The sequence below is a fragment of the Candidatus Leptofilum sp. genome (assembly GCF_965223525.1).
GTDB lineage: Bacteria > Chloroflexota > Anaerolineae > Promineifilales > Promineifilaceae > Leptofilum.
Window position 1 is genome coordinate 386,215 of sequence record NZ_OZ245005.1, and the last position, 25,885, is coordinate 412,099.

Here is a 25,885-nt window from a genome sequence, read left to right on the forward strand (position 1 = left end):
ATCTCCTAACCCAACGTAGCAGACTTTACTGCCTCGAACCAGCCACCACCCCAAGGGTCTTTTCGCCAAAATCCAGTTAAACGGTACGGTAGCCATAATTTAGGCTTGCTTTTGGCAACGGCCGTTTCCGCCAACCGCACTATCTCAAAACTGTCACCATCACCAAAATAGAAACCCCGTCCGCCCGTCCAGCCCGGCAACCGCACCCCAGCGATAGTTGTTTTTTGGTTCTTCAACCTGGGCAGCAGGCGCAGCGGCACATCGTCACTAGTTTGCTCTTGCACCACCGCCAACGGATTAGCTGAAACGGGCCAGCCCAGAACGGCAGTTTCCCACGCTAACTGCTCCGCCACACTTTCTGCCTCAGCCTGGGGCTGCAATCCCAAATCGAAGCCAAGCTGGTGGGCACTACCCGCTCGCGCCACATCGGTAGCCTCTGCCAACAGGGCTGCGCGGCTCTGGCCCAGCCCCGTGAGTGCGCCACACTGAATCAGGTGCGTCACTTCCCTTTTTTGTAAATCTACCCGACTCAGCAAATCACGCAGGCTGGTAAACGGCCGTTCCACCCTTTCTTGCACAATTGCCCGCACCGCCGCCCGCCGCAAATCCCGCACCTGCCCCAATCCCATCCATAAAATGGGGGATTGGAGATTAGAGATTGGAGATTTTTGCGGCTCAATCTCCAATCTCCAGTCTCTAATCTCCCCCGCCGTCAGCGTAAACTTCCGCCCGCTAAAATTTATGTGCGGCGGACGCACCCCAATGCCGAGCCGCTGGGCTTCGGCAATGTAGATGGCTGGGTGATGAAAACCGCCGTAGTCACGCAGCCGCGCACACAAAAATTGGGCAGGATAATGTGCCTTCAGGTACGCCGAACGATAGCTGACATCTGCGTAGGCAGTGGCGTGTCCCTGGTTGAAGCCATAGCCTGCAAAAGCCATCACCTGCTCCCACAACGTTTCTGCCTGTGCCTCAGTAAAATCGCTTTTGGCTTGGCAACCACCCACAAACCGCTGCTTCATTGCCGCCATTTCCGCTGCTTTGAATTTGCTCATCCCGCGCCGCAAATGGTCAGCTTTGGCCCAACTCAAGTGGGCAATCTCGGTGGCTACACGCAAAATCTGCTCTTGGAACAGCAAAACGCCCTGGGTGCTGTTTAAAATCGGCTCTAATGCCGGGTGCAAATAGCGCACCTGCTCCTCACCTCGGTAGCGGCGGACGAAGGCCTGCGCCATGCCGCCAGTGGCCGGGCCGGGCTTGAAGAAGGCATTGGCCACCGCCAAATCGCGCAAATTGGTAGCTTTTAGCTGCCGCAGGGTGCGCCGCGCCCCGGAACTTTCACATTGAAAGACGCCGATAGTGTCGCCCTTTTGCAGGTGAACGGCCGTTTCCTCATCGTCCAGCGGTATTTGCAGCAAATCAAAATCGGGGTCAAGCGTGGTGCGAATGGCTGCGGCCGTATCTGCCAGCACCGTCAGCGCCCGAATGCCCAGCAAATCAATCTTGGGCAGCCCAATTTTCTCCACGTCCCGATGGTCATACTGCGTCGTCAGGAACCCTTTAGGCGCAAGCTGCACCGGTACAAAATCGGTCATTGGCCCCGGCGAAATTACAATGCCGCCTGGATGAATGCTCATGTGGTGCGGCTGGCCAATAATCTCGAACGCAGTTGCCAAAATGTTCTGTTGGGCCACATCTTTCACTTGAGCCAGCAAATCTTCCAACGCTTTTTTGCTGCGGCGGCGCGGATCGGGATGCCAGCCACGCGGCAGTAGCGCCGTTAGCGCTTTGATTTCTGGCTCGGCCAAACCGTGTACTTTAGCCGTCTCGCGCACGGCCGATTTGGGCTGCATGGTGCTAATGGTGGCCACCAGAGCCACCCGGTCTTCACCATATTTTTGGCGCACATAATTCAGCACCTCGTCGCGGCGGCGGCTACAAAAATCGAGGTCAATATCGGGCAGATTGGCGCGGGCAGGGTTGAGAAACCGCTCGAACAGTAGCTCGTTGCCAATGGGATCCACGTTGGTGATGCCCAGGCAGTAGGCTACCAGCGAGTTGGCCACGCTGCCGCGCGTGTTCACCGGCACGGCCGTTTCGCGGGCAAAGCGGGTAATGTCGGCCACCAGCAAAAAGAGTGGTGCAAAACCCTGCCGGTTGATCAAATCCAGCTCTTGGGTTAAACGTTCAGTAATCGCTTTTTTGGGGGAACGGCCGTATTTTTGCTGCAGGCCCACTTGGGCAGCCTCAGCCAGCACGGCCTCCACCGTTTGCTCCGCAGGCAACGCTAATTTTGGCCAGATGGGACTGCCGTCCGGCAACGCAGGTTCGCACTGTTCCACAATCGTGCCTACCGTGGGCACGGCCTCTGGCAGCTCGGCAAATCGCTCCGCTACCGTTTCATGAGGCAGCCAGTGCAGTTCTGCATCGGGCGCACCGCCGCCGGGCAGCGTCTCTGCAGGCACCTCGTTCATGTGGCAGTTCTGATCAATGGCTGCTAGCAGGCGCAGGCGGGTGGCTTCGGCTGGTTCCAGGCAAAAAACAGGCTGGAGCGCCACCGCCTGCAAGCCAAATCGTGCCGCCACGCCAATGCTCGCTTGTGCCAGGGTAATGTCGTCAGGTCGTTGCAGGGTCACGCCCAGGTAAGCATCTTCCTCAAACAGTCCCACCAGTCGGGATGCGTGCCGCGCTGCCTGCTTGTGCTGTTTGGCAGCAACTAATCTTGCCAGCCAGCCGGTTTTACCACTGTCTATGGCAATGAGATTTTGGGTAAACGGCCGTAGCGCCTCCCAAGCCAATCCATTTTTCAACAAATATTCCCGCTGTGTGCTGCCCTGCACCAACGAGGAGAGGCCGCACAGCGAACGGTAGCCCGCTGCCCCTTTGGCCAGTAGCACCAGTTCGCCCCAGCCCAACCCCGGCAAATTCACCGCTTCTGGCAGCGTAACCCGTAGGGTTAGTCCCACAATCGGCTGGATGTTGGCGGCGCGGCATGCTTCGTTGAAGGCAACGGCACCGTACAGCACTGCGCTATCAGTGAGGACCAGCGCAGACAGTCCCTCAGCGGCGGCATGGGCAACAAGCTGCTCCACCGTTGCAGTTGCGCCTAAGAGGGTATAATGGGAGTGGACACGTAGATGAGTGAAGGTCTCGTTCATGTGTTTTGGATCATATGTTCGAGTAAGCTTGTTGGCAAGCCCTTTTTCTGTGCAAAATTGCTCACAGGGAGCAAACTCCTTTGCCTGTCGCTCCCGCGCAGGCGGGAATCCAGAAAATAGACTCCCGCCTGCGCGGGGAATGACAAGCGAGAGGTTTTACAAAAAAGGATATCCGGATGATTTCTCAGGCGTTGGCCGCTCAATTGAAGGATGCGGGGTTGGTATGGCACACCTCGGTGCATGATTTTTTTGCCATTCCAGACCGGGATTTGGACGGCCGTATCTTTGTGCTGTCTGACATGATGGTGACGATGCAGCTACTGCGCGGCTGGCCTGCGGTGGTGTTCCACGGCACGTCTGAGTGGGCATTGGATTATTTGTTCACGCATGAAGCAATCTGGTTACCCACCGAAAGCCAACTTCGGGAAAAGTTAGAGGAGGAATTGGCAGCGCGGAACGGCCGTTTCCATCAGCTCCAGCGGCAAGAAGCAGGCTACGTTTGTGAGGTTGCGCTGGATGGCGAAAGATTGGCATTTACGGCCGTTGACCCCAGCGAAGCCTACGGTTTGGCACTGCTAGACCTGCTGCAAAGACCAATGCTTAAATGAAAATGCTACAAAGCAGGTATAATTAACCAGTATGGAAGGAAATGATCGCTTTGGCTTTTTCTCTGCCCTGGTGTTAGGCGTTCTTTTGGTAGCCATTGGGCTGCTGGCTATGGAGTATGTCGTTAATAACTGGTGGCCCATAGATATCAATCGGCTAGATTTGGTGCGCGCAGCTGCCGAAGGCCGCGCCGATGCCGTCTCGCTGCTAGAGGCGGCCAACTTTGAAATCATTTTGGTTTTTTTGGCAACGGTGTTAACGGCCGTAACTGGCGTCGCCCTCCCCATTGCTTACCTGCTCAACCGTCGCTTCACGGCCTTCACTGACCGTCGCTTTGGGCGTATCGAATCCTCTCGATTGATGGTGGCCCTGCGCCAGGCAATGGCCGCAGGCATTTGGGTGGCGTTTTGCATCTGGCTGCAAATGAACCGCTCCTTTGGCCTGGCCGTGGCCTTGTTGGTAGCCGTCGTCCTTATTTTGTTTGAAATTCTGCTGCAAATTCGCAGCCGCACCGCGCGGGCGAATTTGCAGTAACCAGTAATTGGTAAACGTTAATCAGTGACGCAAGAAAACACACAAAAGCTGCTGCGCGAACTTCCCAGCGTGGATCGTTTGTTAAATAGTTCGATGGCGGTAGAGATGGAATTGGCTTACGGCCGTACCCTCACCCTAGAAAGTTTGCGCCAAAGTCTAGAGGTGGCTCGCCATTCTATTCTCAGCGGCCAGGCCAGCTACGCACCCATGAACGCCATTCTGATAGACGAAGCGCGACTTTGGCTAGAAAAGCACCTCGCCCCCACTTTGCAACCCGTCATCAACGGCACAGGGGTGATTGTGCACACAAATTTGGGACGCGCCCCGCTGAGTACGGCCGCTCGCCAAGCAGTTGAAAATGCCGCCAAAGGATACAGCACGCTAGAGTATGATCTAGCCAGTGGCCAGCGCGGCTCCCGTGCGGTTCATGCAGAGCAGCTCATCACCCGGCTCACCCAGGCAGACGCGGCGCTCGTGGTGAATAACAACGCAGCGGCCGTTTTGCTCATGCTCACCGCACTCTGCCAGGGTAAAGAAGTGATTATCAGCCGGGGACAGTTGGTAGAAATCGGCGGCGGCTTCCGCATTCCAGACGTAATGGCCCAATCTGGTGCAAAACTGATTGAGGTAGGCACCACCAACCGCACTCATTTACGCGATTATGCCAATGCGATTTCGGAAAATACGGCCGCTCTCCTTGTCGCCCATCATTCCAATTACAAAATCGTCGGCTTTAGCAGCGAACCAACGCTTGCTGAACTCGCCGAATTAGCCCATGAACACAACTTGCCCCTGCTGTACGATCAGGGCAGCGGTGCCCTGCTAGACAGCAGTCCGTATGGCCTGGAGCCAGAACCGACGGTGCTGGATGGCCTTGTGGCAGGAGCAGATGTGGTGGCTTTCAGTGGCGATAAGCTGCTGGGCGGCCCCCAAGCGGGCATTTTGGTAGGGTGGCAAGAGCTGATTGCCCAACTCAAAAACCATCCACTGGCCCGCGCCGTGCGTGCAGACAAGCTCTGCCTGGCGGCACTTGCTGCCACGCTCACCCACTACCTCACAGACAAAGCGTTGGAAGAGATTCCTGTTTGGCGTATGATTTCGCGTCCACTGGATGACATTGGCTCAGACGCAGATACCTGGGCAGCGCGGTTGCAAGAACAAGGCATTCGGGCAGAGGTGGTAGACGGCCGTTCCACCGTCGGCGGCGGCAGCTTGCCCGGAACCAGCTTACCCAGCCGCGTGGTGGCCATCAGCCACGACAATGTGGATGCGTTGGCAGCCCGCCTGCGTGATGAAAAAGTGCCGGTCATTGGTCGCATTCAGGACGGCCGTTTCCGCATTGACCCACGCACCATCTTGCCTGACCAAGTTGAAATATTGCTACAATCATTGATAAACTGTTCCAAAAAGTAAATGTTACCAACCATTTAGGGATGGCCATGAGTGAAACAAGCCAAAACAGCCGAATATTAGCTATCGAAACCTCCTGTGATGAAACCTCTGCGGCGGTGGTGGAAGACGGCCGTACCATACTTAGCAACATCATCGCCAGCCAGGTAGATTTGCACGCCCAGTTTGGCGGCGTTTTCCCTGAAGTTGCTTCCCGGCGGCATATTGAGGTCATTCATGCAGTCGTGCAACAAGCGTTGGAAGAAGCACACATGGGTCTGGACAACATGGATTGCATTGCCGTCACGCGCGGGCCGGGGCTCGTTGGCTCGCTGCTGGTGGGAGTAAACATGGCCAAGGGGCTCGCGCTGGCCCGAAACAAGCCATTTTTGGGCATCAATCACATCGAGGGGCACATTTATTCGCTTTGGCTCACAGAGCATGTGGATGAAATTGAATTTCCCATTCTCACCCTGGTGGTCAGTGGCGGGCATACGGAACTGTACCTGATGACGGATCATGGCCAGTATCAGCATCTCGGCGGCACGCTGGATGATGCTGCGGGTGAAGCGTTCGACAAGGTGGGGCGGCTGCTGGGCTTGCCCTTCCCCGGTGGCCCTGCCATTGATAAATTGGCTCCGTCTGGCAGCGCAACGGCCTACAAATTCCCCCGCGCCGTGATGGACGATGGCTACAATTTTAGTTTTAGCGGACTGAAAACGGCCGTTTCCCGACAAATTAAGCATTTCGATAAAGCCAGGCTGCCAGTGGAAGATTTGGCGGCTAGCTTCCAAACGGCCGTCGTAGACGTGTTGGTTGCCAAAACAGCCCGCGCTGCCGAAGCATATGGCGTCACCGCTGTCCATCTTTCCGGGGGTGTTTCTGCTAACAAAGAACTGCGGGAGACGATGCAAACGCAACTTCCTTTGCCCGTACGGTACCCTCCTCCTATTCTCTGTACCGATAATGCGGCTATGATTGGGGCAGCGGCACATTGGCATTTTGTAAACGGCCGTCGAGACACCCTAAACATTGATGTTATCCCCAGTTTGCAACTGATTTAACAGTTTAAACATTGTGAGCGTACTCTAAAACGGCCGTATGCAATCATGAATTTGCCTCACATCGGCACACAAAGCAGGCCGATTGTAAACTGGTTAGTAGTAAAATTGATGCGTATCGTGGTATCATGTTCCAAATGGATCACTCTATTCAAGATGCAGAATACATGCCAGAGCTGAGAGACAGTGAACGGCTTCATACCCTGTATGTGGTAAACCATATGCTCAAACAGGTTGAAGCTGATGGCCTGAATATTAAGCTCATGCTTCCCAGAGTGCTGAATCTCTCTGTCCAGCAGCTAGAAGCAGATGATGGCAGCATCATTGTTGTAAACGAGACGCAAAAAGTAGAACATGCCTGGCTAACAGGAGAAACCACACAGCCGATTCAATCCGAAGAGTTCCTGGAAACTATCATGAATAGCGGCGTTGCTGGCTGGGTCATTCGCAACCACCAGCCGCTCATTATCCACGACACCCAAAACGACGAACGGTGGCTACCACGTCCTGGCCACACGACCAGCCATCAACCCTGGTCTGTTATTTGCACCCCCTTCTCTGTGCGTGACCGCGTTATTGGAGCGATAACCATTCACAAGTTAGGCACAAACCAGTTTGATGAACGTGATTTGAGCCTACTAACCGCCATTTCTAATCAAGCAGCCAGCAGTATTGAAAACGCACGCCTTTTTGAAGCCTCCCAGCGACAGCTAACAATTTCAGCCCTGCTCAATGAAGCCAGTCGTGTTATTAACTCGTCGCTGGATATTAACGAAATCATGCAGTCGTTGCTGGCGCAAATGAATGATTTTCTGAATGCTGAAGCAATTTCTATTGCGCTGGTAGATGTACAAACAAATGAACTGGTTTATCAGGTAGCTGAAGGTATTGGGGCAGAAGAGATTGTTGGCTTGCGCTTACCCAGCAACCAGGGGCTGTCTGGTTGGGTGATGCAGCATTCTGAACCGGCTCTCGTTGCCAATACGCGCCTCGATCCCCGTTTTCATCACCTTGGAGATAAGCGAACGGGGTATTCTACCCTGGCAATGATTTGCGCTCCGATGATCTTCAAAGGGGATGTTTTAGGCACTATTCAAGCAATAAATCCAATTGACGGTACCTTTACGGAACAAGATTTAGATGTTTTGGTAAACCTTGCCAATATTGCCAGTACTGCCATTGCCAATGCTCAACAATACGCACGCACCGTGGCCGCAGAGTCTCGCTACACAAGCCTGTTCCAGGACAGCGTTGATCCCATTATTCTGACAGATTTGCGCGGCCATATAGTAGAAGCGAATCGGCGAGCCTCAGACTTGTGGGGATTTAGCCGCTCTGATTTGCTGAATATGTCTATTCAGGATTTGCACCCGGAAACGGCCGTTCTGCCCAAAGCCAAAAAAATCCGTTCCGACAAAGTCATCATGTTCCACAGCAATGTACGCACTAAAAATGCCAATCCTATCCCCATGGAGGTATACACCAAGCGCACCAGCCATGGGGAGGGTCAATTGCTGCAATGGATTCACCATGACATTAGTGAGCAAGTTGAGTTAGAAAAAATGCGGGAAGATTTAACCGCGATGCTGTTCCATGACCTGCAAAGCCCCCTCGGTAATGTCATATCCAGTTTGGAGCTTCTCGCCTATGAAATTCCAACAGAGGCCGCTAATTCGCCACTGTATGCCATGCTGGACATTGCTCGCCGCAGCAGTCGCCGCCTAGAAACCCTCATTCGCTCCTTGCTAGATATTAACCGCCTCGAAGCCGGTCAGCCCATCATGGAACAAGTGCGGGTAAATATGAACGATTTGGTCAATGAGGTGTATGAAATTGAATTCCCCAATTTTGAGCAGCGGCGTGTTCATTTTGCCAACGCCCTGCCGGATGAGCTACCCCATGTTTTTGTAGAAGAAGATATGATTCGCCGGGTGCTGGTAAATTTGGTCAACAATGCCCTCAAATACAGTTCTGAAGACCAAACAATCACGCTTTCGGCACAGGTACAGCCTGAAAATGACCGAATGCACCTATCGGTAAGCGATGAGGGTCAGGGCATCCCCAAGCAGTATCGAGAATCTGTTTTTGAAAAGTTTGAACGTATCCAAGCCAAAGACAGCAAAGCCAAAGGGCTCGGTCTGGGTCTTGCTTTTTGTCGGTTGGCTGTAGAAGCACACAACGGCCGTATCTGGGTAGATGATGCGCCATCTGGTGGAGCCCGGTTCAATTTCACCTTACCACTTGCTACAGATTAACCCCCTCTTCCCTTCCTAAAGGGAGGTGAGGCTGAGGCGTCAACCACAACACACACTGTCTTCCCATGTAGAAAATTGACCTACTAGTGTGGTTTGGCATTTGTCACCGACTAATCTTGTCAAGCAGTTTGCCTACCTCTTTTGCCAAAACCTGCACACTGGGTTCTTCCATAATTGACATGTGCGACCCTGGCACAGGAATCAGTTCCACACCCCCCTGAGCCAAATGATTCCAACCATGATACCCACGATCTTCTGTGGCAGCGTAAAAGGTGATCTTCCCGGCATACGGCCGTGGCAAATATTTATGCGAGAGCGCCAGATTATGCTTGATCATCTGATTCATTACCTTGCTGGTTTCGCTATCATCGTACGGATTTTTATCGTATCGCTCTGCGGGTTTACGGCGGTCGTAAACTCGGTCGCCACCAGTTACAATTTCGCTCATGTAAGTCAGCCGATCGCCAGTTGAAAGATCGCTCATTCTTCGGGCATGAAACGCCTGTTTTTCTTGCAGGCTGCTAACAAGATGGACTGCTTTACTGCGTAAATCTAAGGTTTCATTGTACAGCGGCAGTTCGGTCGCCTTGCCGTCAAATAGAACAAGCGCCCCAATGGGTAGGTTTTGTTCAACCATTTGGCAAGCCATTTCATAGGCGACGTACGAGCCGAATGAATAACCCGCAACCACATACGGGCCATTTGGCTGATGGGCAACCATCGCATCAATATATTGGGCCGCCATTGCCTCAACGCTATCCAAACGAGATGCTTTCCCATCCAGTCCCTGCGCCTGAAAACCGTATAGCGACTGTTTTGCATCCAAATGTCTGGCAAGCTTTACCATTCTCATGGTGTGCCCACCTACGCCGTGAACGCAAAACAGCGGAACGTTTGTACCATCCGACTTCATCGGCACAATGGGCGACCATTTTTTCTCAACGACGGGTTCAGGCGCGTTCGTTGGTTCAGTTTCTTCAGATGCCGGTTCGTTGGCAGGTGCGGCCGTTTCTTCCACTTCCACTGATTTTTCTTCTGCGGACGCAGGTTGGCTTTGGGCACCTAGCAAATCTGCCATGTAGGCAATGCTAGGATTGCTCAGAAACTCGCTCATTGGGACGTCTACCTGCAAGTCTGTGGCGATGCGGTTGCGAAGCTCAATAGCCATGAGCGAATCAATCCCCATTTCATCCAGCGCGTGATCCAGCTCCAATTTTGATTTTTCCATCCCGCCAATTCGGGCAATTTCTGTTTGGACGTAATCTACCAAAATCGTTTCGCGCTCGTCGCCAACGGCCGTTTCTAATCGAGCCAGCACTTTTGAATGGGAATCGGCCTTCTTTGCCGATTTTTTAGCAACTCCATCCTCTTTTTGCGCCAGTTCCGCCAGAAAAGTTTGCTGCACATCAGCGGAAAATTGCTGCACGTAACGCGACCAGTCGGCAGGAATCACGCCAACCTGTGGCGCGTCGGCATGAAGGATTCGGTTGAGGATATTCATGCCTAGCTCTGGCGAGATTTTGCCCATGCCAGACAAGGCCCGGCGACGCTCAATCGCCTCGCCCATGTCGGCAGCCATACCCACTTCTGACCAGGCACCCCAGTTGATGCTAACGGCCGTTAAGCCCCGCGCCTGGCGATAATGGGCCAATGTATCTAAAAACGCATTGGCTGCCGCATAGTTGCCCTGCCCTGCCCCGCCCCACAACGATGAAACGGAAGAAAAGAGAACAAAGAAATCCAGCGGCAGATGCTCAGTGAGCCGGTGCAGATTCCAAGCCCCGTCTACCTTTGGCGCAAACACTTTGGCAAAGCTTTGCCAACTTTGCTGCTGCAAAATGCCATCTGCCAGCACACCAGCCGCATGAATGACCCCGCGCAAAGGCGGCATCATTTCGTTCGCTTCGGCCAAAACTTTTTCCAGTGCTGCCATGTCGGCAACATCTGCCTGGGCAGCCACGGCGTTGACGCCTCGGTTTTGGAGATCGGTGAGGGCTGATACGGCCGTTTCCGACGGCGCACTTCTACCCAACAGCAACAAGTGATCGGCTCCGTTGTCTGCCAACCAGTTGGCAACTTTCAGGCCAAGTCCACCAAGACCACCGGTGATCAGATACGTCCCGTCGGCATGAATACGCTTGTGATTGACCACTGTCTGATCGTCGGTAGGTAGTTGGTGTGTCACCACCACCTTGCCAATATGCTTGGCCTGAGACATAAAGCGGAAGGCGTCAATCGCCTCCTGAATTTGGAAGCTGTAACGTGGCAATGGTTTATACGCACCTGTCGCAAACTGTTCGGCAACCTGTTGGAACATTTCCTGAAAGAAGTCTGGCTTTTTCTGAGCAACCGATTGACCCAGGTGGAACCAATGGTAAGCTACGTCTGGCCGCACGGCAGCCATCCTATCCTCATCCCACACGTCTGTGGCACCAATTTCGATGAAACGGCCGTTTTCAGCCAAACAGTCCACGCTCTTGGTAATAAAATCACCGGCCAGCGAATTCAGCACAATATCTACGCCTTTGCCATCTGTCATTTGCATAATGTCATCGGCAAAGTCCAGCGTGCGGGAGTTCAAAATATTTTTGAGACCCAAAGAGCGCAAATAGGGCCATTTTTTCTGGCTGGCGGTGGCATAAATTTCTGCGCCACATTGCTGGGCTAGCTGAATGGCCGCATGCCCCACGCCACCTGAGGCGGCATGAATCAGAACCCGGTCACCCGGCTGCATGTTGGCCAGCGTGTGCAAACCGTAGAACGCCGTCAAGAACACCATCGGCACGGTGGCGGCTTCAGCAAAGCTGAGATGCCTCGGTTTGGGCACCACGTAATGGGATTTGATAGTGACGTAGCTGGCAAAACTTTCTGCAGCAATCGCCATCACCTCGTCGCCAACCTGCACGTTGGACACATCTTCGCCGCAGGCCACAACCACACCACTGCACTCACGCCCAATCACGTCCTCAAAACGCCCCAGCGCAATGAGCACATCCCGGAAGTTAAGCCCGGTGGCGCGAATTTCAATTTCAACTTCATCCCGTGCCGGGGTGCGGCGGGTCATCGGCTCCAGATTTAAGCCATCAAACGTGCCTGGCTCCTTGCTCTCCAACCGATACATTTTTGATTCTGGCAATTCCAGCAGGCTGTTTTCGGCCGTTTCTTTAGCAAAATGGGGAACCAATCGGGCCACAAAGCGCGTATCGCCCCGCAAAGCAATCTGCTTTTCTTTGTTTGCGGTAGTTAGCTCTGCCAAAATGGATTCAAAATCATCTGTGGCGGGATCAACGTCTAGCAGCGTGCAATCTAGTTCTGGATGCTCGCGCACAATTACTTTGCCTAGCCCCCACAGGGTGGCTTGAGCCACGCTAAACGGCCCCGGCTGCCAGCCCGCGGGCTGTGAGCCTTGCGTCATCACCCACAGTTTGGGCGATGGCTGGTCGCTGGAAAAGTTGCGCGTCAGTGACTGCACGAGCTGCATGAGGCCGCCAACGGCCGTTTCCTGCTTCACAATCACGGAGTTAGGGTCTGTTGGGCCAAAATCAGCGGAATCAATACCCCAGCCATACAGAATGCCAGTTTCTGCACCCTGTTTGGCAGTGGCAATTTGCCTAAACAACCCATCAAGCTGCTCATGGTCTTTTATTTGAACGGCCGTAGATTCATCACCATTCAAATTAGAAGAGCCAGCCGGGACGACGAGCTGCGTTGTGTGGCCCTGCGCTTTTAATGCGTTAGAAACGGCCGTTCCAACCCCACTGGCATCTGCAAAAATGAGCCAGTGCTGCGGAACGCGCCCTTCGACGGCTTCGGCCTCTGCCAAACGCTGCACCTGCCACGCCAGCTGATGTTGCCAATCTTTTTCGGGATTTACGGCCGTTCCTTGCAGCAAAGCGTCACGACGAGCCCGCTTAAAGTGCAAACCACGCACCTGCGCCACCAACTGGCCTTCGCCATCAAACAGTTCCAGGTCTACGGAAAACAGTTCTGCGCCAGGAGCAATCTCGCCTTTTATTTTGGCATGGCTCCACAACTCATGCGGCACCGGGGCAAAAAAGCGAATTTGCTCCCAAACCATCGGCAAATAAAGCGCATCCGATTGGCCGTCTGTGGGCAAGGTTGCGCCGCTAATCTGAATGCAGGCGTCCAGCAAAGCTGGGTGCATCCGATATTGATGCTGGCCAGACCGGGCAATGCGCGGTAGGCGAATCCAGGCCAATGCCTCGCCATCGGCCCGCCAAACCTCACGGACGCCCCGGAAGGGCAAGCCGTGGAAAATGCCCTTGTCGCGCTTTTCCTGATAAAAGTCGTCAATCGGGAGCTTTTCGGGTAGGCGAGCCTGAACGGCCTCCGGTTCCAGCAGTGCGTCGCTGTCGGCTTGTTTCTGCCCTATCACCTTGCCACCAACGTGTAGCGTCCACGTCGTTTTTTCGCCATGTTGCAGACTGTACACCTTAAACTCGGCTTGCCCGGCATCACCGGGGAGCAACACAAGCTGCACGGTTTGCTCGTCGCCATCGGGGAAGAGCAAGGCTTGGTGGATGACCAAATCTTTAATCTGAATGTACGGCCGTTCCGCCCCAAATAGTTCCGACGCAGCGGTATGCACCATCTCCACATACGCCGTAGCGGGCAGGGTAATTTGCTCAAAAGCGCGATGCTCCTGCAAAAATGGCAATGTTTCGGGGTTGAGTTCGGCCAAATATTGCGTTTCGGCCAGCGGGGAGTGGAGACGCCGCCCTAGCAGAGGATGGCTGTCTGCACCAAATAGATTGGAGGAAACGGCCGTTTCGCCTTTATCCACCGTCCGCTCAATCCAAAACCGCTTGCGCTGGAAGGGGTATTTCGGCAGTTCGATCCGCCGGGCTGTTTCCAATGGATACACCGTCAGCCAATCAACCGTTGCCCCATTCACATACAGCTGGGCTAAACTTTGCCGCATTTGCCGCCAGGCATCTTGCCCTTTGCGAACCGACGGCAGCCACAAGCCCGCCAAATCGGGCAAACAGCGGCGGGCCATGCCTAACAAAGTGGGATTTGGCCCAATTTCTACAAAGGTGGTGCAGCCAATCTCTGCCAGATAATCTACCGCATCAGCAAAACGAACCGCGTTGCGAACGTGGTTGCGCCAGTAGGTGGCGGTGGGGAGCGAATCTAGGGCTAACGGCCGTCCCGTCACGTTAGAAATCACGGTCAATTTTGGAGCCAACTCCTGAACGCTGGCCGCAACTTGCTCAAAATCATCCAAAATCGGTTCCATCAATTGGGAATGGAAGGCGTGGGAGGTGGTTAACGGCCGTGTGCGAACATTGTCTGCTTCAAATTTTGCCACCACCGCTTCAACCGCCTCGCGCACGCCAGAAATCACAATGTTGCTGGGGCCATTCACCGCCGCAATTGAAAGCTGGCTGGCGTAGTCGGCCATCGCCTGCTTTACCTGCGCCTCGCTGGCAAAGATGACGGCCATTTTGCCTTCCTGGGGCAAACTTTGCATGAGGCGGCCACGCTCGGCAATCAGCTTGAGGCCATCTTCCAAGCTCATGATGCCAGCGACGCAGGCGGCTACATATTCGCCCACGCTGTGGCCCATCACATGCGTTGGCTGAATGCCCCACGATTGCCACAGGGTTGCCAATGAATATTCCACGGCAAACAGGGCTGGCTGGGTGTAGGCGGTCTCATGAATCAGCGGATTTTCGCCTTCTGCCGGGTAAATCACGTCGAGCAGCGGCACTTCCAGGTAAGGCTGCAACAGTTCCGCGCAGTGATCCATCATTTCACGGAAAAGCGGCTCAGCTTCATACAGCTGCCGCCCCATGTCGTTGTATTGTGCGCCTTGCCCGGTAAACAAAAAGGCGACGGGATTCGGTGCTTCTTCGCTTTCTCCACGATAGCTGTCAATCGGCATCTCATCGGCAACGATTTCTGCTAATTTCTCGCCCATCTCAGCGGCAGATTTTGCCATGATTGCCAAGCGATGATTGAAGTGGGAACGGCCGTTGCTCGCCGTAAAGCAAACATCAGCCAAATTGGCATCTGGATTGTTCTCGAAGAAATGTTGGTACGCTTGCGCTAAATCACGTAAAGCATCTTCATTTTTAGTAGTGAGGGTGAGGGTGTATTCGGTATCTGGGGAAGCGGCCGTTTCCGGCAAAATGGGCGCTTCTTCCAAAATAACGTGGGCATTGGTACCGCCTACCCCAAATGAGCTAACCCCAGCGCGGCGCGGCGTCTCGCCTTCTGGCCAGGGGCCATATTCCATGTTCACAAAAAATGGCGAATTTTCAAAATCAATCCTTGGATTTGGCTCGGTAAAATGGACGGTGGGCACCAGAGAGCAATTTTGCATCATCAGCGCAACCTTGATAACGCCTAAAACACCCGCCGCTTGAACAGTATGCCCAATGTTCGATTTGACAGAGCCGATCGCACAATATCCTTTTTCAGCGGTATTTTCCCGAAATGCGGTTGTCAGCCCCGCAATTTCAATGGGATCGCCTGCGGCCGTGGCCGTGCCATGCGCTTCAATGTAAGAGATTGTGTCCGGGGCAACGCCTGCTTTCTCTTGCGCTTCTAAAATGACGCTTGCTTGTCCCTTCACGGTGGGGGCTGAGTATCTGGTTTTCTCGCCGCCGCCGTCATTGTTAACGGCCGTGCCGCGAATCACTGCAAAAATTTGGTCGTTATCCGCAAGCGCATCTTCCAGCCGCTTTAGGGTGATGACACCTACGCCACTACTAAAAATGGTGCCACTCGCCTGGGCATCAAAGCTGCGCGTGTGCCCATCGGGGGAAAAGATCATGCCTTCTGAAAAGACATACCCTGCCCGCTGCGGCACGCGGACAGTAACACCACCAGCCAAAGCAATATCACTTTCACCCACCAACAAGCTTTGTACAGCTAAATGAATCGTCACCAACGATGTTGAGCAGGCCGTTTGCACCGTCATTGCTGGCCCACGTAAATTGAGCTTGAAGGAGGCACGCGTTGCCAGGAAATCTTTGTCGTTGGCCCAATGGCGCTGGGTCACCACAATGGGCGATTCTGTCGTAAAGCCAACCTGGTCAATTGGATCCTGGTTGAACATTAGGTATTCGCTGGAGCGCATTCCAGAATAAACACCAACGTTGCCTTCATACGTCAACGGATCGATGCCCGCGCTTTCTAATGCTTCCCAAGCACATTCCAAAAAGAGGCGCTGCTGTGGGTCTAGCACTTCTGCTTCACGCGGAGGCACATCAAAAAATTCAGCATCGAAGGACGTGACATCTTTCAGGATGGCATTGGCTTTTACATAGCGTGGATTATCCAACCAGCTTGAGTCTACGCCGGCGTCTAGAAGCTCTTCATCTGTAAAATGGGTGAGCGATTCCACACCATTTGCCAGATTGTGCCAAAATTCCGCGATATTTTCTGCGCCGGGAACGCGGCAAGACATGCCAACTATAGCTATCGAATTAGCCGGTATGTTTGTGTTTAAATGGTTATTTTTCAATTGAGCTTTCCTTATTCCTATGATCTGTTGCTGCTCGCCCGGAAAGGGTGTTGAAAAGGGTAATTTCTTGATACAGTAGGAATATTTCGATTCATCTTGCGGTTCTAGATGCCTGTTTGACATAATTCGAATTTGCACCTACCATTTTGCCAAACAGAGCATTAAGATAGGTGATACAAGGTGAGATTGTGAAGCGATATGGAATCTGGCTATTTATAGTAACAATTTTGGTGGGAACGGCCGTTGCCTGTACCAGACCTACTTCCCAAAACAATCAACTTGTGGTTCTCCCGCCAACAGCAACATTTGTTCCGTTGCCTCAAGATACAGTTGAGAGCCAACCCTCCCCCACATCAGAATCTTCAGCAAGTCCAACGGCTACAGCAACTATCACTCCCACGCTGGCAGTTTCTGAGGTCACAACCTACACCGTTCAGCCTGGCGACACGCTTGTGATTATTAGCGGCCGTTTTGAAGTGCCAGTTGAAGAAATTGTTGAGGCAAATGATCTATCAAATCCAAATGTGATTGCGGCTGGAGAAACGTTGCTGATACCACAGGAAGTAACCCCCACCAACACACCTACACCCTTACCTCCCATTACTCCCTCACCCGAAGTAACTGAAGAAGCTGAAGATGGGGGCGGAACCCCCATTCCGCCAGATGAGTTGGCACCAACTGGCCGCCTGGAACTCACCCACCCACTCACAATGGTGGTTGAAGAAAGCGGCGTCATCACCGTCGAGCTCATTGCCGACCCAGAGCTGGCACAAATTGGCGAACATGAGCCGCACGTCACGGGCGTGGTTCGCATTGACGCCAGCTACGACGATGGCGAACGCTCATTCTATGAACAAACCGTTGCGCTATTCCCACTCATGTCGGCCGAGCTAAATGCCCCTGCGTTTGAGGTGTTCCCCTCCGGCGGCGACAACGTACGCCTGCCCCGCGTTATCAGCACCACACTGCCTGCAGTGTGGACCTGGGACATCATTGCTACCACTGCTGGCGAGGCACAGGTCATTACAGTGAATCTGTACAAAGAGCCAGATTCAGCCACGGAAGTCCCTGTTCTCACCCAGAGCATCTCACGCAATATCGCGGTAACTGCCAAAAGCCGCTGGAGCCAATTTGTGGATGGCTTGGCAGATAACGTGCTGCTATTGCTAGGCACTGGTGGGCCGCTGGGGCTGCTGTTGGCATACCTCACTTATCGTACCACTAGGGAAAATCAACAGCTTAGAGAAAAGGTGGCAAACACTGAACGCAGGGAAACGGCCGAAACCAACCAGGTATGAGACAAAATCGTGGATGCCCGCCTTCGCGGGCGTGACATGGTAAATACTCTTATTCTGGCTGCATGACGGGCAAAAGGATGTGGAATTGGCTGCCGGGGAGTAAATCTTCGTCGTGGCCGCTGCTTTCTGCCCAGATACGGCCGTTGTGCGCCGCCACAATTCCCTTAGCAATGGCCAAGCCCAGGCCAGCGCCGCCCCCCTTAAAGCTGGTTTTGCCTGAGGAGTGCAGCATTACCTCGCCCGTCTGGTAAAACTTCTCAAAAATCAATTCGTGCAGCTCTGGCGCAATGCCTACGCCGCTATCAGTGATAATGATTTCAACTTCACCAGCATCGTCTGGATTTTTACTAGCTGAGGGATGGAAACGGCCGTCTACCCGCACCGTGCCTCCATCTGGCGTATATTTAATGGCATTGACCAAAATCTGGTAAAAAACCTTCTGTAGCGCCTCTACGTCCCCCTCAACTTCAGGCAAATTGGCCAGGTCGCCCCGCTGCAAGACAATGTTTCGTTCTGCCAATGCCTCTTTGAACCGATTGCCAACCTGCTTCAGCAAAAAAGGCAAATCAACCGAAGCCAGGTACAGATCAAGCGAACTGCTGTCAATTTTCGCCACGTCCAACATGCTCTGCACCACCTCTTCCATGCGCGCCGTCCCGCGGCCAATGCCCTCTGTCCATTTTTTGTGGTAGCTGTTGGCCATAATTTCTTCATCGTCCAGCAACATTTGGACATTAAAGTTGACAATCGTGAGCGGCGTCCGCAGTTCATGGGAGGCGATGGTGATGAAGTCGGTTTTGGTTTTGTCCAGACGTTCGAGACGGCCGTAAGCCTCCTGCAATGCCTGCGTCCGTTCCGCCACTTTTTGCTCTAGCTGCTGGTTAAACCGCTTGATTTCGGCATATAGTTGGGCATTTTCCAGGGCAATGGCTACCTGATCGGCCAGAAGCTGAAAGTTGGGAATTTCACTAGGTGAGAACGCGCCCAGTTCATTGCTTTGCAAATCCAACACGCCCAGCACTTTGTCTCCCATTTTCAGCGGCAGCAAAATTTCAGATTGGGCATTGGGTGCTTTTTCATCTGCCTGGTAGCGGAAGTCGCGGGTGATGTCGTCTATGCACAACGGCCGTCCGTTAGCCAGCACCCAGCCCACCAGCCCCTTCAGCCCGGCGCGTAGCTGTAATCCACCGTCAGGAACGCCACTGCCTGCTTCGGCAACGGCCGTAATCCCCAACTGGTTCTGGTCAGGCAAAAAGACCCCCACGTAATACGCTGCATATTGCTGGGAAATGAGCGTGGCAATCTGAGCCAGCAAGCTATCTAACTCCAAAATTGAGGTGATGCGCTGGCCCACTGCGTAGCTGGTTTGCTGCTGCACCGTGCGCTGCACCAGCTCCTTGCGCTGGCGTCGCTCTACAAACCGAAAAATCTCAGCCTGCCGCAGTGCATGAATTCGCACACCATACGCCACCAGGCCCGTGAAGGTGGCTACAAAAATCATCACGGCAAAGTAAAGCCATTCGGGATGCTCAGGATTGCGCTGGTAAATGCCCCACCAGGCCAGCCAGCAAAAAATCTGCATGGCCACATACCAACGCAAGGAGGTAAACATGACCCCCGCGCCAAACAAAAAAAGTGCCAAATTAGCCGATTGGTTGGGCAACGGATTATAGTAAAAACGGAGCAAAATAGTGAACAAGATGACGCTGGCGACAACGGCCGTTCCTCGTTCAGCATATTTTGCAGGCACATACCCACGCATCAACACAAAAAAGCCAATGAGTAAGAAAAAGCCGCTTCCCACCGCCACAGCCACCATCGTTGCCTGCCCATTTTCTGCAAGCAAACATTGCTGAATGGCAGCATAGACAAAAAACATGATGGCAAAGCTGCCGTAAATAAACGGTAGCCCATCCATTTGCGTTTTGTGCAACGCCTGCTGGATTTTCTCTTTGGGAACGCCCATCTGCTCTACGCGAACCAGATTGTTGAACCGCTGCCGCAGCAGTTGGGCAAAAGTTGGCTTTGTCATGCACACGTCTCCACTGAATAGCAAGATTATACCTGAGGTCTGGCAGAATTCGCAGTCGCCATTTTGCCCATTTCGTGCTTCAATTGGGAAAAATCAAATCACGAATCCTACAAATTTAACGAATTCGTCAAATTCGTCCATTCGTGATATTCGTGATAAAAAAGCCACTAACCGCAAGGAGAAGCCCCTATGTCCACTGTTGCTCGTAAGCGTGAAGAAATCCCCCAACAATATAAGTGGGATGTTGAATCTATTTTTCCAAACCCAGAAGCGTGGGAAACGGCCGTTTCCCAATTCCAGGAGCAGCTCAAAGAAATAAGCAAATTCAAGGGTCGCCTCAGCGAAGGGCCGTCTGTTTTGGGGGATTATTTTGAAGCGGTGGATAAGTTGGCAACGGCTGTTGGCAAAATCTTCGTCTACGCCAGCCTGAACTACAGCGTAGACACCACCAACCAAGAAACGGCCGCCCGCCACGACCGCGCCCGCGGGCTGTTTGGCATGACGATGGCCACCATCGCCTTTGCCCAGCCAGAGATGCTAGCCATTGGTTTCGAAACGCTGCGGGAATGGCTTACTCAAGACGAGCGGCTGGCAGATTATGGCCACTACCTGAACCAGTTGGAAAAGCAGCAGGAACACGTCCGCTCTGCCGAAGTGGAGCAGGTACTGGGCATGGTGCGCGACGCCTTCAGCACCGCCTCTGCCACGCACGGCATTTTGGCCAATGCAGACCTGAAAATTGAGCCCGCCGTAGGTAGCGACGGCCAAACCTATGATGTCACTCAGGGTACCATCGGCGGCCTCACCACCCATGCTGATAGAGAAGTGCGCCGCACCGCCTGGGAACATTATGCCGATGCCCATCTCGCCTTCAAAAACACCATGGCCAACGCGCTGGCTGCCGGCGTAAAGCAAGATGTGTTCAACATGCGCGTGCGCGGCTACAAAAATTCGCTAGAAGCCGCGCTCTCCAGTAACTTCATCCCCACCGAAGTTTTCCATAACCTCATAAACACCTACAAGGCAAACTTGCCTACCTGGCACCGTTACTGGAATATCCGCCGCCGAGCGTTGGGCTACAAAACGCTTTACCCATACGACGTGAAAGCGCCTCTCTCGCTCAATCCGCCGAATGTGCCGTATGAAACGGCCGTCGAGTGGATTGCCACCGGTATGCTGCCACTGGGTCAAGAATACGCCGCCACGTTACGCAGCGGCGCATTAGAAAACCGCTGGGTAGATGTTTACCCCAACCAGGGCAAACGCATGGGCGCATTCTCATCCGGTGTCAAAGGTACCCATCCCTTTATCATGATGAGCTACACGGATGATCTGTTTGGGTTAAGCACATTGGCACATGAGCTAGGCCACTCGATGCACTCCTACCTGACCTGGCAAAATCAAAACGTCCTCACCTACAGCCGCTATGGCCTCTTTGTCGCCGAGGTGGCCTCCAACTTCAACCAAGCCATGGTCCGTGCCCATCTGCTAGAAGCCAACAGCGATCCAGAGTTCCAGATTGCTGTCATTGAGGAAGCGATGTCTAACTTCCACCGCTACTTCTTCATCATGCCCACGCTGGCGCGGTTCGAGCTGGAAATTCATGAGCGCGTTGAACGCGGCCAGGCACTTAATGCCGATGGCCTAAACAACCTGCTGGCAGATTTGTTCAGCGAAGGCTTTGGGGATGAGGTTGTAGTGGATCGTGACCGGGTTGGCATTACCTGGGCGCAGTTCCACACGCACATGTACGCCAACTTCTATGTGTACCAATATGCCACCGGCATTTCGGCCGCACACTCGCTGTCTCAAAGCATTTTGGCGGGAAATGAGGGCGCAGTGGACAATTACCTAAGCTTCCTCAAAGCGGGTAGCTCCGTCTTCCCGCTGGATGCAATAAAAATTGCGGGGGTAGATATGACCTCCCCAGAGGCGGTTGAAACCACCTTTGGCGTCCTGGCCAGCTATGTAGATCTGTTAGAAGAGTTGGTGGGGCAGCGAGGATAGTTTTATCATTTGGAAACGGCCGTCGCTTAAGGGTTACGGCCGTTTCTCTTCAATTTCAGCCGCAATTATTCCCGTATACGTTTTTGCTGCCTCAAAAATCAGATGATCCACATTTTCCATTTGATTGGCAGGAAAAACAGCAAGCGTCTCTAACAAATGGAGTTGTTCGCTTTCGTCTGCAAAGGCTTGTAATTCAGCACGCACCTGCTGAAAATATAGTTGAAAACGAGCATTCTCTACCACTCCCTCATAAAGCGGCCCAAAAGCCAGATATACGTCAATATCGTGTGCCTCAGCTAACACAATTAACTGAGACAATGCTTGTTGATTGATTGTAGATAGCTCAAAACTGTTGAAGGCGACATATTTCAAATGTTGCTGCATATCTGATTCAACCCGCGCGGCTTGGGGTGATATTTCAACCCGCATAAAGCCATCAGCCTGTAGCTGATACCGTTGTGCAAAAATTGGCCGTTGCGAATAAACCCAACCGCGAATGAGGCGAGCCAAAGAGACATTGTCTGTGTAAAGCGGAAAATAACGCGCCAGCCAGGCATCCATTTCTTCTTGTGCCGTTAAAGAAACACGGGGCTCAAACTTGTTTTCCCAGCTTTGCCAGGGGATTGGCATCTTCGCTAAAAAAACTGGCTCAATGTCGCGGTGCCAAACCTGATAGGTGTGAACAATGAGCAGATGCGGTGGCGGTCCATGTTCTTCAATATATGCCTCTAACATCCATACATCATCTAATGCAGCCATGCTACCGACTGTGTTCAGGTTGACGGCCGTACCGCCCAACTGCTCAGTCAGAACCTCTGGCACAATGCCCTGATTGCCTGTGGAATCACCCAAAATCAACCACTCCACTGGCTCTGGCAATGCGTAAAGGCGTTCCCATTTCTGCGCCATAAGCCAATAGCCACGATTGTAAGGATACGCTTTTTCCAGCCAAAGTACGCCCCAATTTAGTAAGAACAGCAAAAAAAGTGTCCCCAAAATCAAAAAGGCAACTTCTGTACCGCGAACCGGCCTGACCTTTTCACGGGTTAACTGCTTGTACGGTGTGGTTTCTGTCTTCAATGGCATCATTAAAATTGGAAGTAAATAAACTCTAAAGATTCGCGGACGCCAAAGATGAGCGTCCAGGCAATAATCAGTGCATAGACCAAAACACGAGCTATTCTGGGCAGGCGCGTAAGCAATAACAAATCACGGGTCGCATATTGGCATAGCTCCACCAGCACCATTGGGAGTGCATAAAATGTGATGTCTTGAAGCAACTTTACGCTGAAGTCTGACGTTTGCCACGAAACATGGGAAAGTATGTACGAAATTTGGTCTACAGACCGGGAACGGAAAATCAGCCAGCCAACCAGAGTTAAGCAAAACATGAATACCATTCGCCCCACAACAAGAAGCTTGTTGTACGCACCGCTCCAAGGGTCTTTGTGAATCGGCCGTTTTTCAAGCAATCGATAGATAATCAGAATCGTGCCATGAAATCCGCCCCAAATCACAAAGTTCCAAGCAGCTCCATGCCACAATCCCCCCAACAGCATCGTTAGCATCAAATTGCGGTAGGTTTTCCACTTGCCATGTCGGTTCCCACCTAGTGGAATGTATAGATAATCACGCAGCCAAGATGAGAGCGAAACGTGCCATCGTTGCCAAAAATCTGTGGGATTCAGGGCAAAATATGGCAAACGGAAATTTACCATTAAATCAAAACCCATCAGTCGAGATAGACCACGGGCAATGTTTGAGTAACCTGAAAAATCACCATAAATTTGCAGTGCAAAAGCTAAAACACCAAGGAAAACAGTAAGCCCTTCATGTTCAGTGTAGTTATTAAATACCGAGTCCGCCAATAACCCAACGTTGTCGGCAACAACCATCTTCTTAAAGTAACCCCAAATTATCAGGTAAACGCCGGTATGAATATGTTCGGGCGTCATCTGGCGGGGCTTTGCCACCTGTGGCAGCAGGTTAACAGCACGCTCAATTGGCCCGGCAACAAGCTGCGGGAAAAAGGCAACAAACACGGCAAAGTTCAATATACTTTGCGTCGGCTGTAGCTTCTCTCGGTAAATGTCAATGGTATAGCTCATGGTCTGAAAGGTATAAAAGCTTATACCAACAGGCAAAATAATCTTGAGCGTAATCGCGTCAGCTTGCAAACCCGCCAAATTCAATAAATCTGTGAAACTCGCCGCAAAAAAGTTGAAATATTTGAAGAAGCCCAAAATACCTAAGTTAACAATCATCGAAACGGCGAGTAGCTGCTTCCGCCGTGTGCGGTTGGCAGGTGAATCGGTCGGAATGGCCCCGATTGCACGACCTACATAAAAATCTACTAGCGTGGAGATAAGAATTAGGGAGAGAAAACGCCAATCCCAACGGCCGTAAAAATAGTAACTCGCCACCAGCAGCAAAACATTTTGCCAGCGAACATGCTTATTTAGCAATAAATATAGGGCATAGACAATGACAAAAAAACCGAGAAATATGCCCGAATTAAATAACAATCCTATGCCTCCCAAAGCATTTTTGTAGAAATTGACCTGAAGATTGCCACAGCCAGTTATACCAAAATGTGTCTCAAAAAAATATGCTCCCTTTTTTGTCTCCAGCCGTTTCCCGTGTACAATATTTTCAACAACCCAGCAGAAGAGGAAACCCCCATGACAACTGTCCCCCTACAGACCCAAACAACCGCCACTCGGCGCGAGCGGTGGGCCTGGTATTTATACGATTTTGGCAACTCAGCCTATGCCTCCGTAGTGCTGCTAGCCGTCTATTCTGCCTACTTTCAAGGCAGCATTGTCGGCGGCGCAGAAGGCACCCGGCTGTGGGGGCTAGCCGTCGGCATTGCCATGCTCGTTGTTGCCCTTACCTCCCCCATTTTAGGCACCATCGCCGACTTTTCTGGCTCAAAGAAAAAGTTTTTACTGTTTTATACCGTGATGGCCTGCATTTTTACCGCAGGCCTTTTTTTTGCAACACCCGGCAACGTGGCCATTGGCATGAGCTTCTTCATTTTGGCAGAAATTGGTTACCGTAGCGCACAAGTATTTTACAATGCCTTGCTGCCAGAAATTGCCGAACCGCATGAAGTGGGACGCGTCTCTGGCAATGGCTGGGCCATCGGCACCGTCGGCGGCATTCTTTGCCTCATCATCATCCTGCCGTTGATTGTGATGATTGAGGGAGATTTGATTATTCGGGCATCTTTGGTGATAACGGCCGTATTCTTCGCCATTTCTGCTACCCCCATCTTCCTTTGGCTGCCTGAACGTGCCAAAGGCAAAGCCCTACCCCCCGGCGAAAACTATTTCAGCGTCGCCATCAAGCAGATTCGCCAAACCATCAAAACCGCCAGCCAATTCAAAGAGTTCCTCAAATTCATGGCCGCCTTCCTCATTTTCAACGATGGCGTCATTATGGCTCTGAACTTTGCCGCTATTATCGGCGCAGTTTTGTACGGCATGGATCAGCAGCAACTCATCATCTTTGTCATCATTGTGCAGGTGAGCAATGTTGGTGGGGCCTACGCCTTCGGCGCTTGGGTAGACAGGCTTGGCGGCAAACGCTCACTAGCTCTATCCATTGTTACCATGATTGCGGCCGTCATTTGGCTATACCTAAATCAGTCTGCGACTGGCTTTTATATGCTGGGCATTCTGGCAGGGTTTGCCATGGCTGGCATCCAATCCGTTAGCCGCACCATGGTGAGCTTCCTTGCACCACCAGGGCGCAGTGCTGAATTTTACGGCTTCTTTGCCGTTGCTGGGCGCACGTCTTCATTTATCGGCCCCACCGTCTACGGCTTTATCGCCGCCGAAGCAGCAATCTGGTACCAAGCGCAAGGGGAAACCATCACCTCCGCTGAACAGCTAGGGCAAAAGCTCGCTATCCTGTCTATCGGCGTCTTTTTGTTGGTTGGCCTGATTGTCCTCAACTTTGTAAACGAGAAAAAAGCCCGCGCATTTGAATAAAGGCCACAGAGATCACAGAGTAAAAAGAGGCTATCCCATAATATACGCTGTGATC

The 25,885-nt window shown here is 52.6% G+C and carries 13 protein-coding genes; 8 read left to right on the plus strand and 5 right to left on the minus strand.

Annotated features, from left to right (window positions below):
- Positions 1–5 precede the first annotated feature (5 nt).
- The gene (locus ACOQPM_RS18780) at positions 6–3,158 is read right to left on the minus strand and encodes a DNA polymerase III subunit alpha (protein ID WP_420631794.1); all 3,153 of its coding nucleotides are present in this window, start codon (positions 3,156–3,158) and stop codon (positions 6–8) included.
- Positions 3,159–3,334: 176 nt separating this feature from the next.
- Between ACOQPM_RS18780 and ACOQPM_RS18785 the strand changes: the two genes are divergently transcribed.
- From ACOQPM_RS18785 to ACOQPM_RS18805, 5 genes are all read left to right on the plus strand, one after another.
- Positions 3,335–3,766 (plus strand): pilus assembly protein CpaE, encoded by a 432-nt coding sequence (locus ACOQPM_RS18785; RefSeq protein ID WP_420631795.1) that lies wholly within the window; start codon positions 3,335–3,337, stop codon positions 3,764–3,766.
- 31 nt (positions 3,767–3,797) lie between these two features.
- Positions 3,798–4,298, plus strand: coding sequence for a hypothetical protein (locus ACOQPM_RS18790; protein WP_420631796.1), 501 nt, complete (start codon positions 3,798–3,800; stop codon positions 4,296–4,298).
- 24 nt (positions 4,299–4,322) lie between these two features.
- On the plus strand, positions 4,323–5,711 hold the full coding sequence (selA, locus tag ACOQPM_RS18795) for an L-seryl-tRNA(Sec) selenium transferase (protein WP_420631797.1): 1,389 nt from the start codon (positions 4,323–4,325) through the stop codon (positions 5,709–5,711).
- A 26-nt stretch (positions 5,712–5,737) separates the two neighbouring features.
- Positions 5,738–6,751 carry a tRNA (adenosine(37)-N6)-threonylcarbamoyltransferase complex transferase subunit TsaD gene (gene tsaD, locus ACOQPM_RS18800; protein ID WP_420631798.1) on the plus strand — a complete coding sequence of 338 codons (1,014 nt, stop codon included), beginning with the start codon at positions 5,738–5,740 and terminating at the stop codon, positions 6,749–6,751.
- 134 nt (positions 6,752–6,885) lie between these two features.
- Positions 6,886–9,003, plus strand: coding sequence for a GAF domain-containing protein (locus ACOQPM_RS18805; RefSeq protein WP_420631799.1), 2,118 nt, complete (start codon positions 6,886–6,888; stop codon positions 9,001–9,003).
- Between the two features lie 103 nt (positions 9,004–9,106).
- Here ACOQPM_RS18805 and ACOQPM_RS18810 read toward each other — a convergent pair whose 3' ends face one another.
- On the minus strand, positions 9,107–16,498 hold the full coding sequence (locus ACOQPM_RS18810; protein ID WP_420631800.1) for an SDR family NAD(P)-dependent oxidoreductase: 7,392 nt from the start codon (positions 16,496–16,498) through the stop codon (positions 9,107–9,109).
- Positions 16,499–16,686: 188 nt separating this feature from the next.
- Here ACOQPM_RS18810 and ACOQPM_RS18815 point away from each other — a divergent pair, with 188 nt between their 5' ends.
- On the plus strand, positions 16,687–17,796 hold the full coding sequence (locus ACOQPM_RS18815) for a LysM peptidoglycan-binding domain-containing protein (RefSeq protein WP_420631801.1): 1,110 nt from the start codon (positions 16,687–16,689) through the stop codon (positions 17,794–17,796).
- Between the two features lie 49 nt (positions 17,797–17,845).
- On the opposite strand, the gene ACOQPM_RS18820 is transcribed toward ACOQPM_RS18815, so the two are convergent.
- Positions 17,846–19,828, minus strand: coding sequence for an ATP-binding protein (locus ACOQPM_RS18820; protein ID WP_420631802.1), 1,983 nt, complete (start codon positions 19,826–19,828; stop codon positions 17,846–17,848).
- 189 nt (positions 19,829–20,017) lie between these two features.
- On the opposite strand from ACOQPM_RS18820, the gene pepF reads away from it, so the two are divergent.
- Complete coding sequence (gene pepF, locus ACOQPM_RS18825) at positions 20,018–21,835, plus strand: oligoendopeptidase F (RefSeq protein WP_420631803.1); 1,818 nt, start codon at positions 20,018–20,020, stop codon at positions 21,833–21,835.
- A 33-nt stretch (positions 21,836–21,868) separates the two neighbouring features.
- Here the strand turns inward: pepF and ACOQPM_RS18830 are convergent, their stop codons facing one another.
- A complete protein-coding gene (locus ACOQPM_RS18830; protein WP_420631804.1) occupies positions 21,869–22,924 on the minus strand; it encodes a hypothetical protein in 1,056 nt (351 codons plus the stop codon).
- Positions 22,924–24,360 (minus strand): MBOAT family O-acyltransferase, encoded by a 1,437-nt coding sequence (locus tag ACOQPM_RS18835; protein ID WP_420631805.1) that lies wholly within the window; start codon positions 24,358–24,360, stop codon positions 22,924–22,926. Before ACOQPM_RS18835 ends, ACOQPM_RS18830 begins: the two co-directional genes overlap by 1 nt.
- A 66-nt stretch (positions 24,361–24,426) precedes the next feature.
- On the opposite strand from ACOQPM_RS18835, the gene ACOQPM_RS18840 reads away from it, so the two are divergent.
- Positions 24,427–25,830 carry an MFS transporter gene (locus ACOQPM_RS18840; protein WP_420631806.1) on the plus strand — a complete coding sequence of 468 codons (1,404 nt, stop codon included), beginning with the start codon at positions 24,427–24,429 and terminating at the stop codon, positions 25,828–25,830.
- Positions 25,831–25,885: the final 55 nt, after the last annotated feature.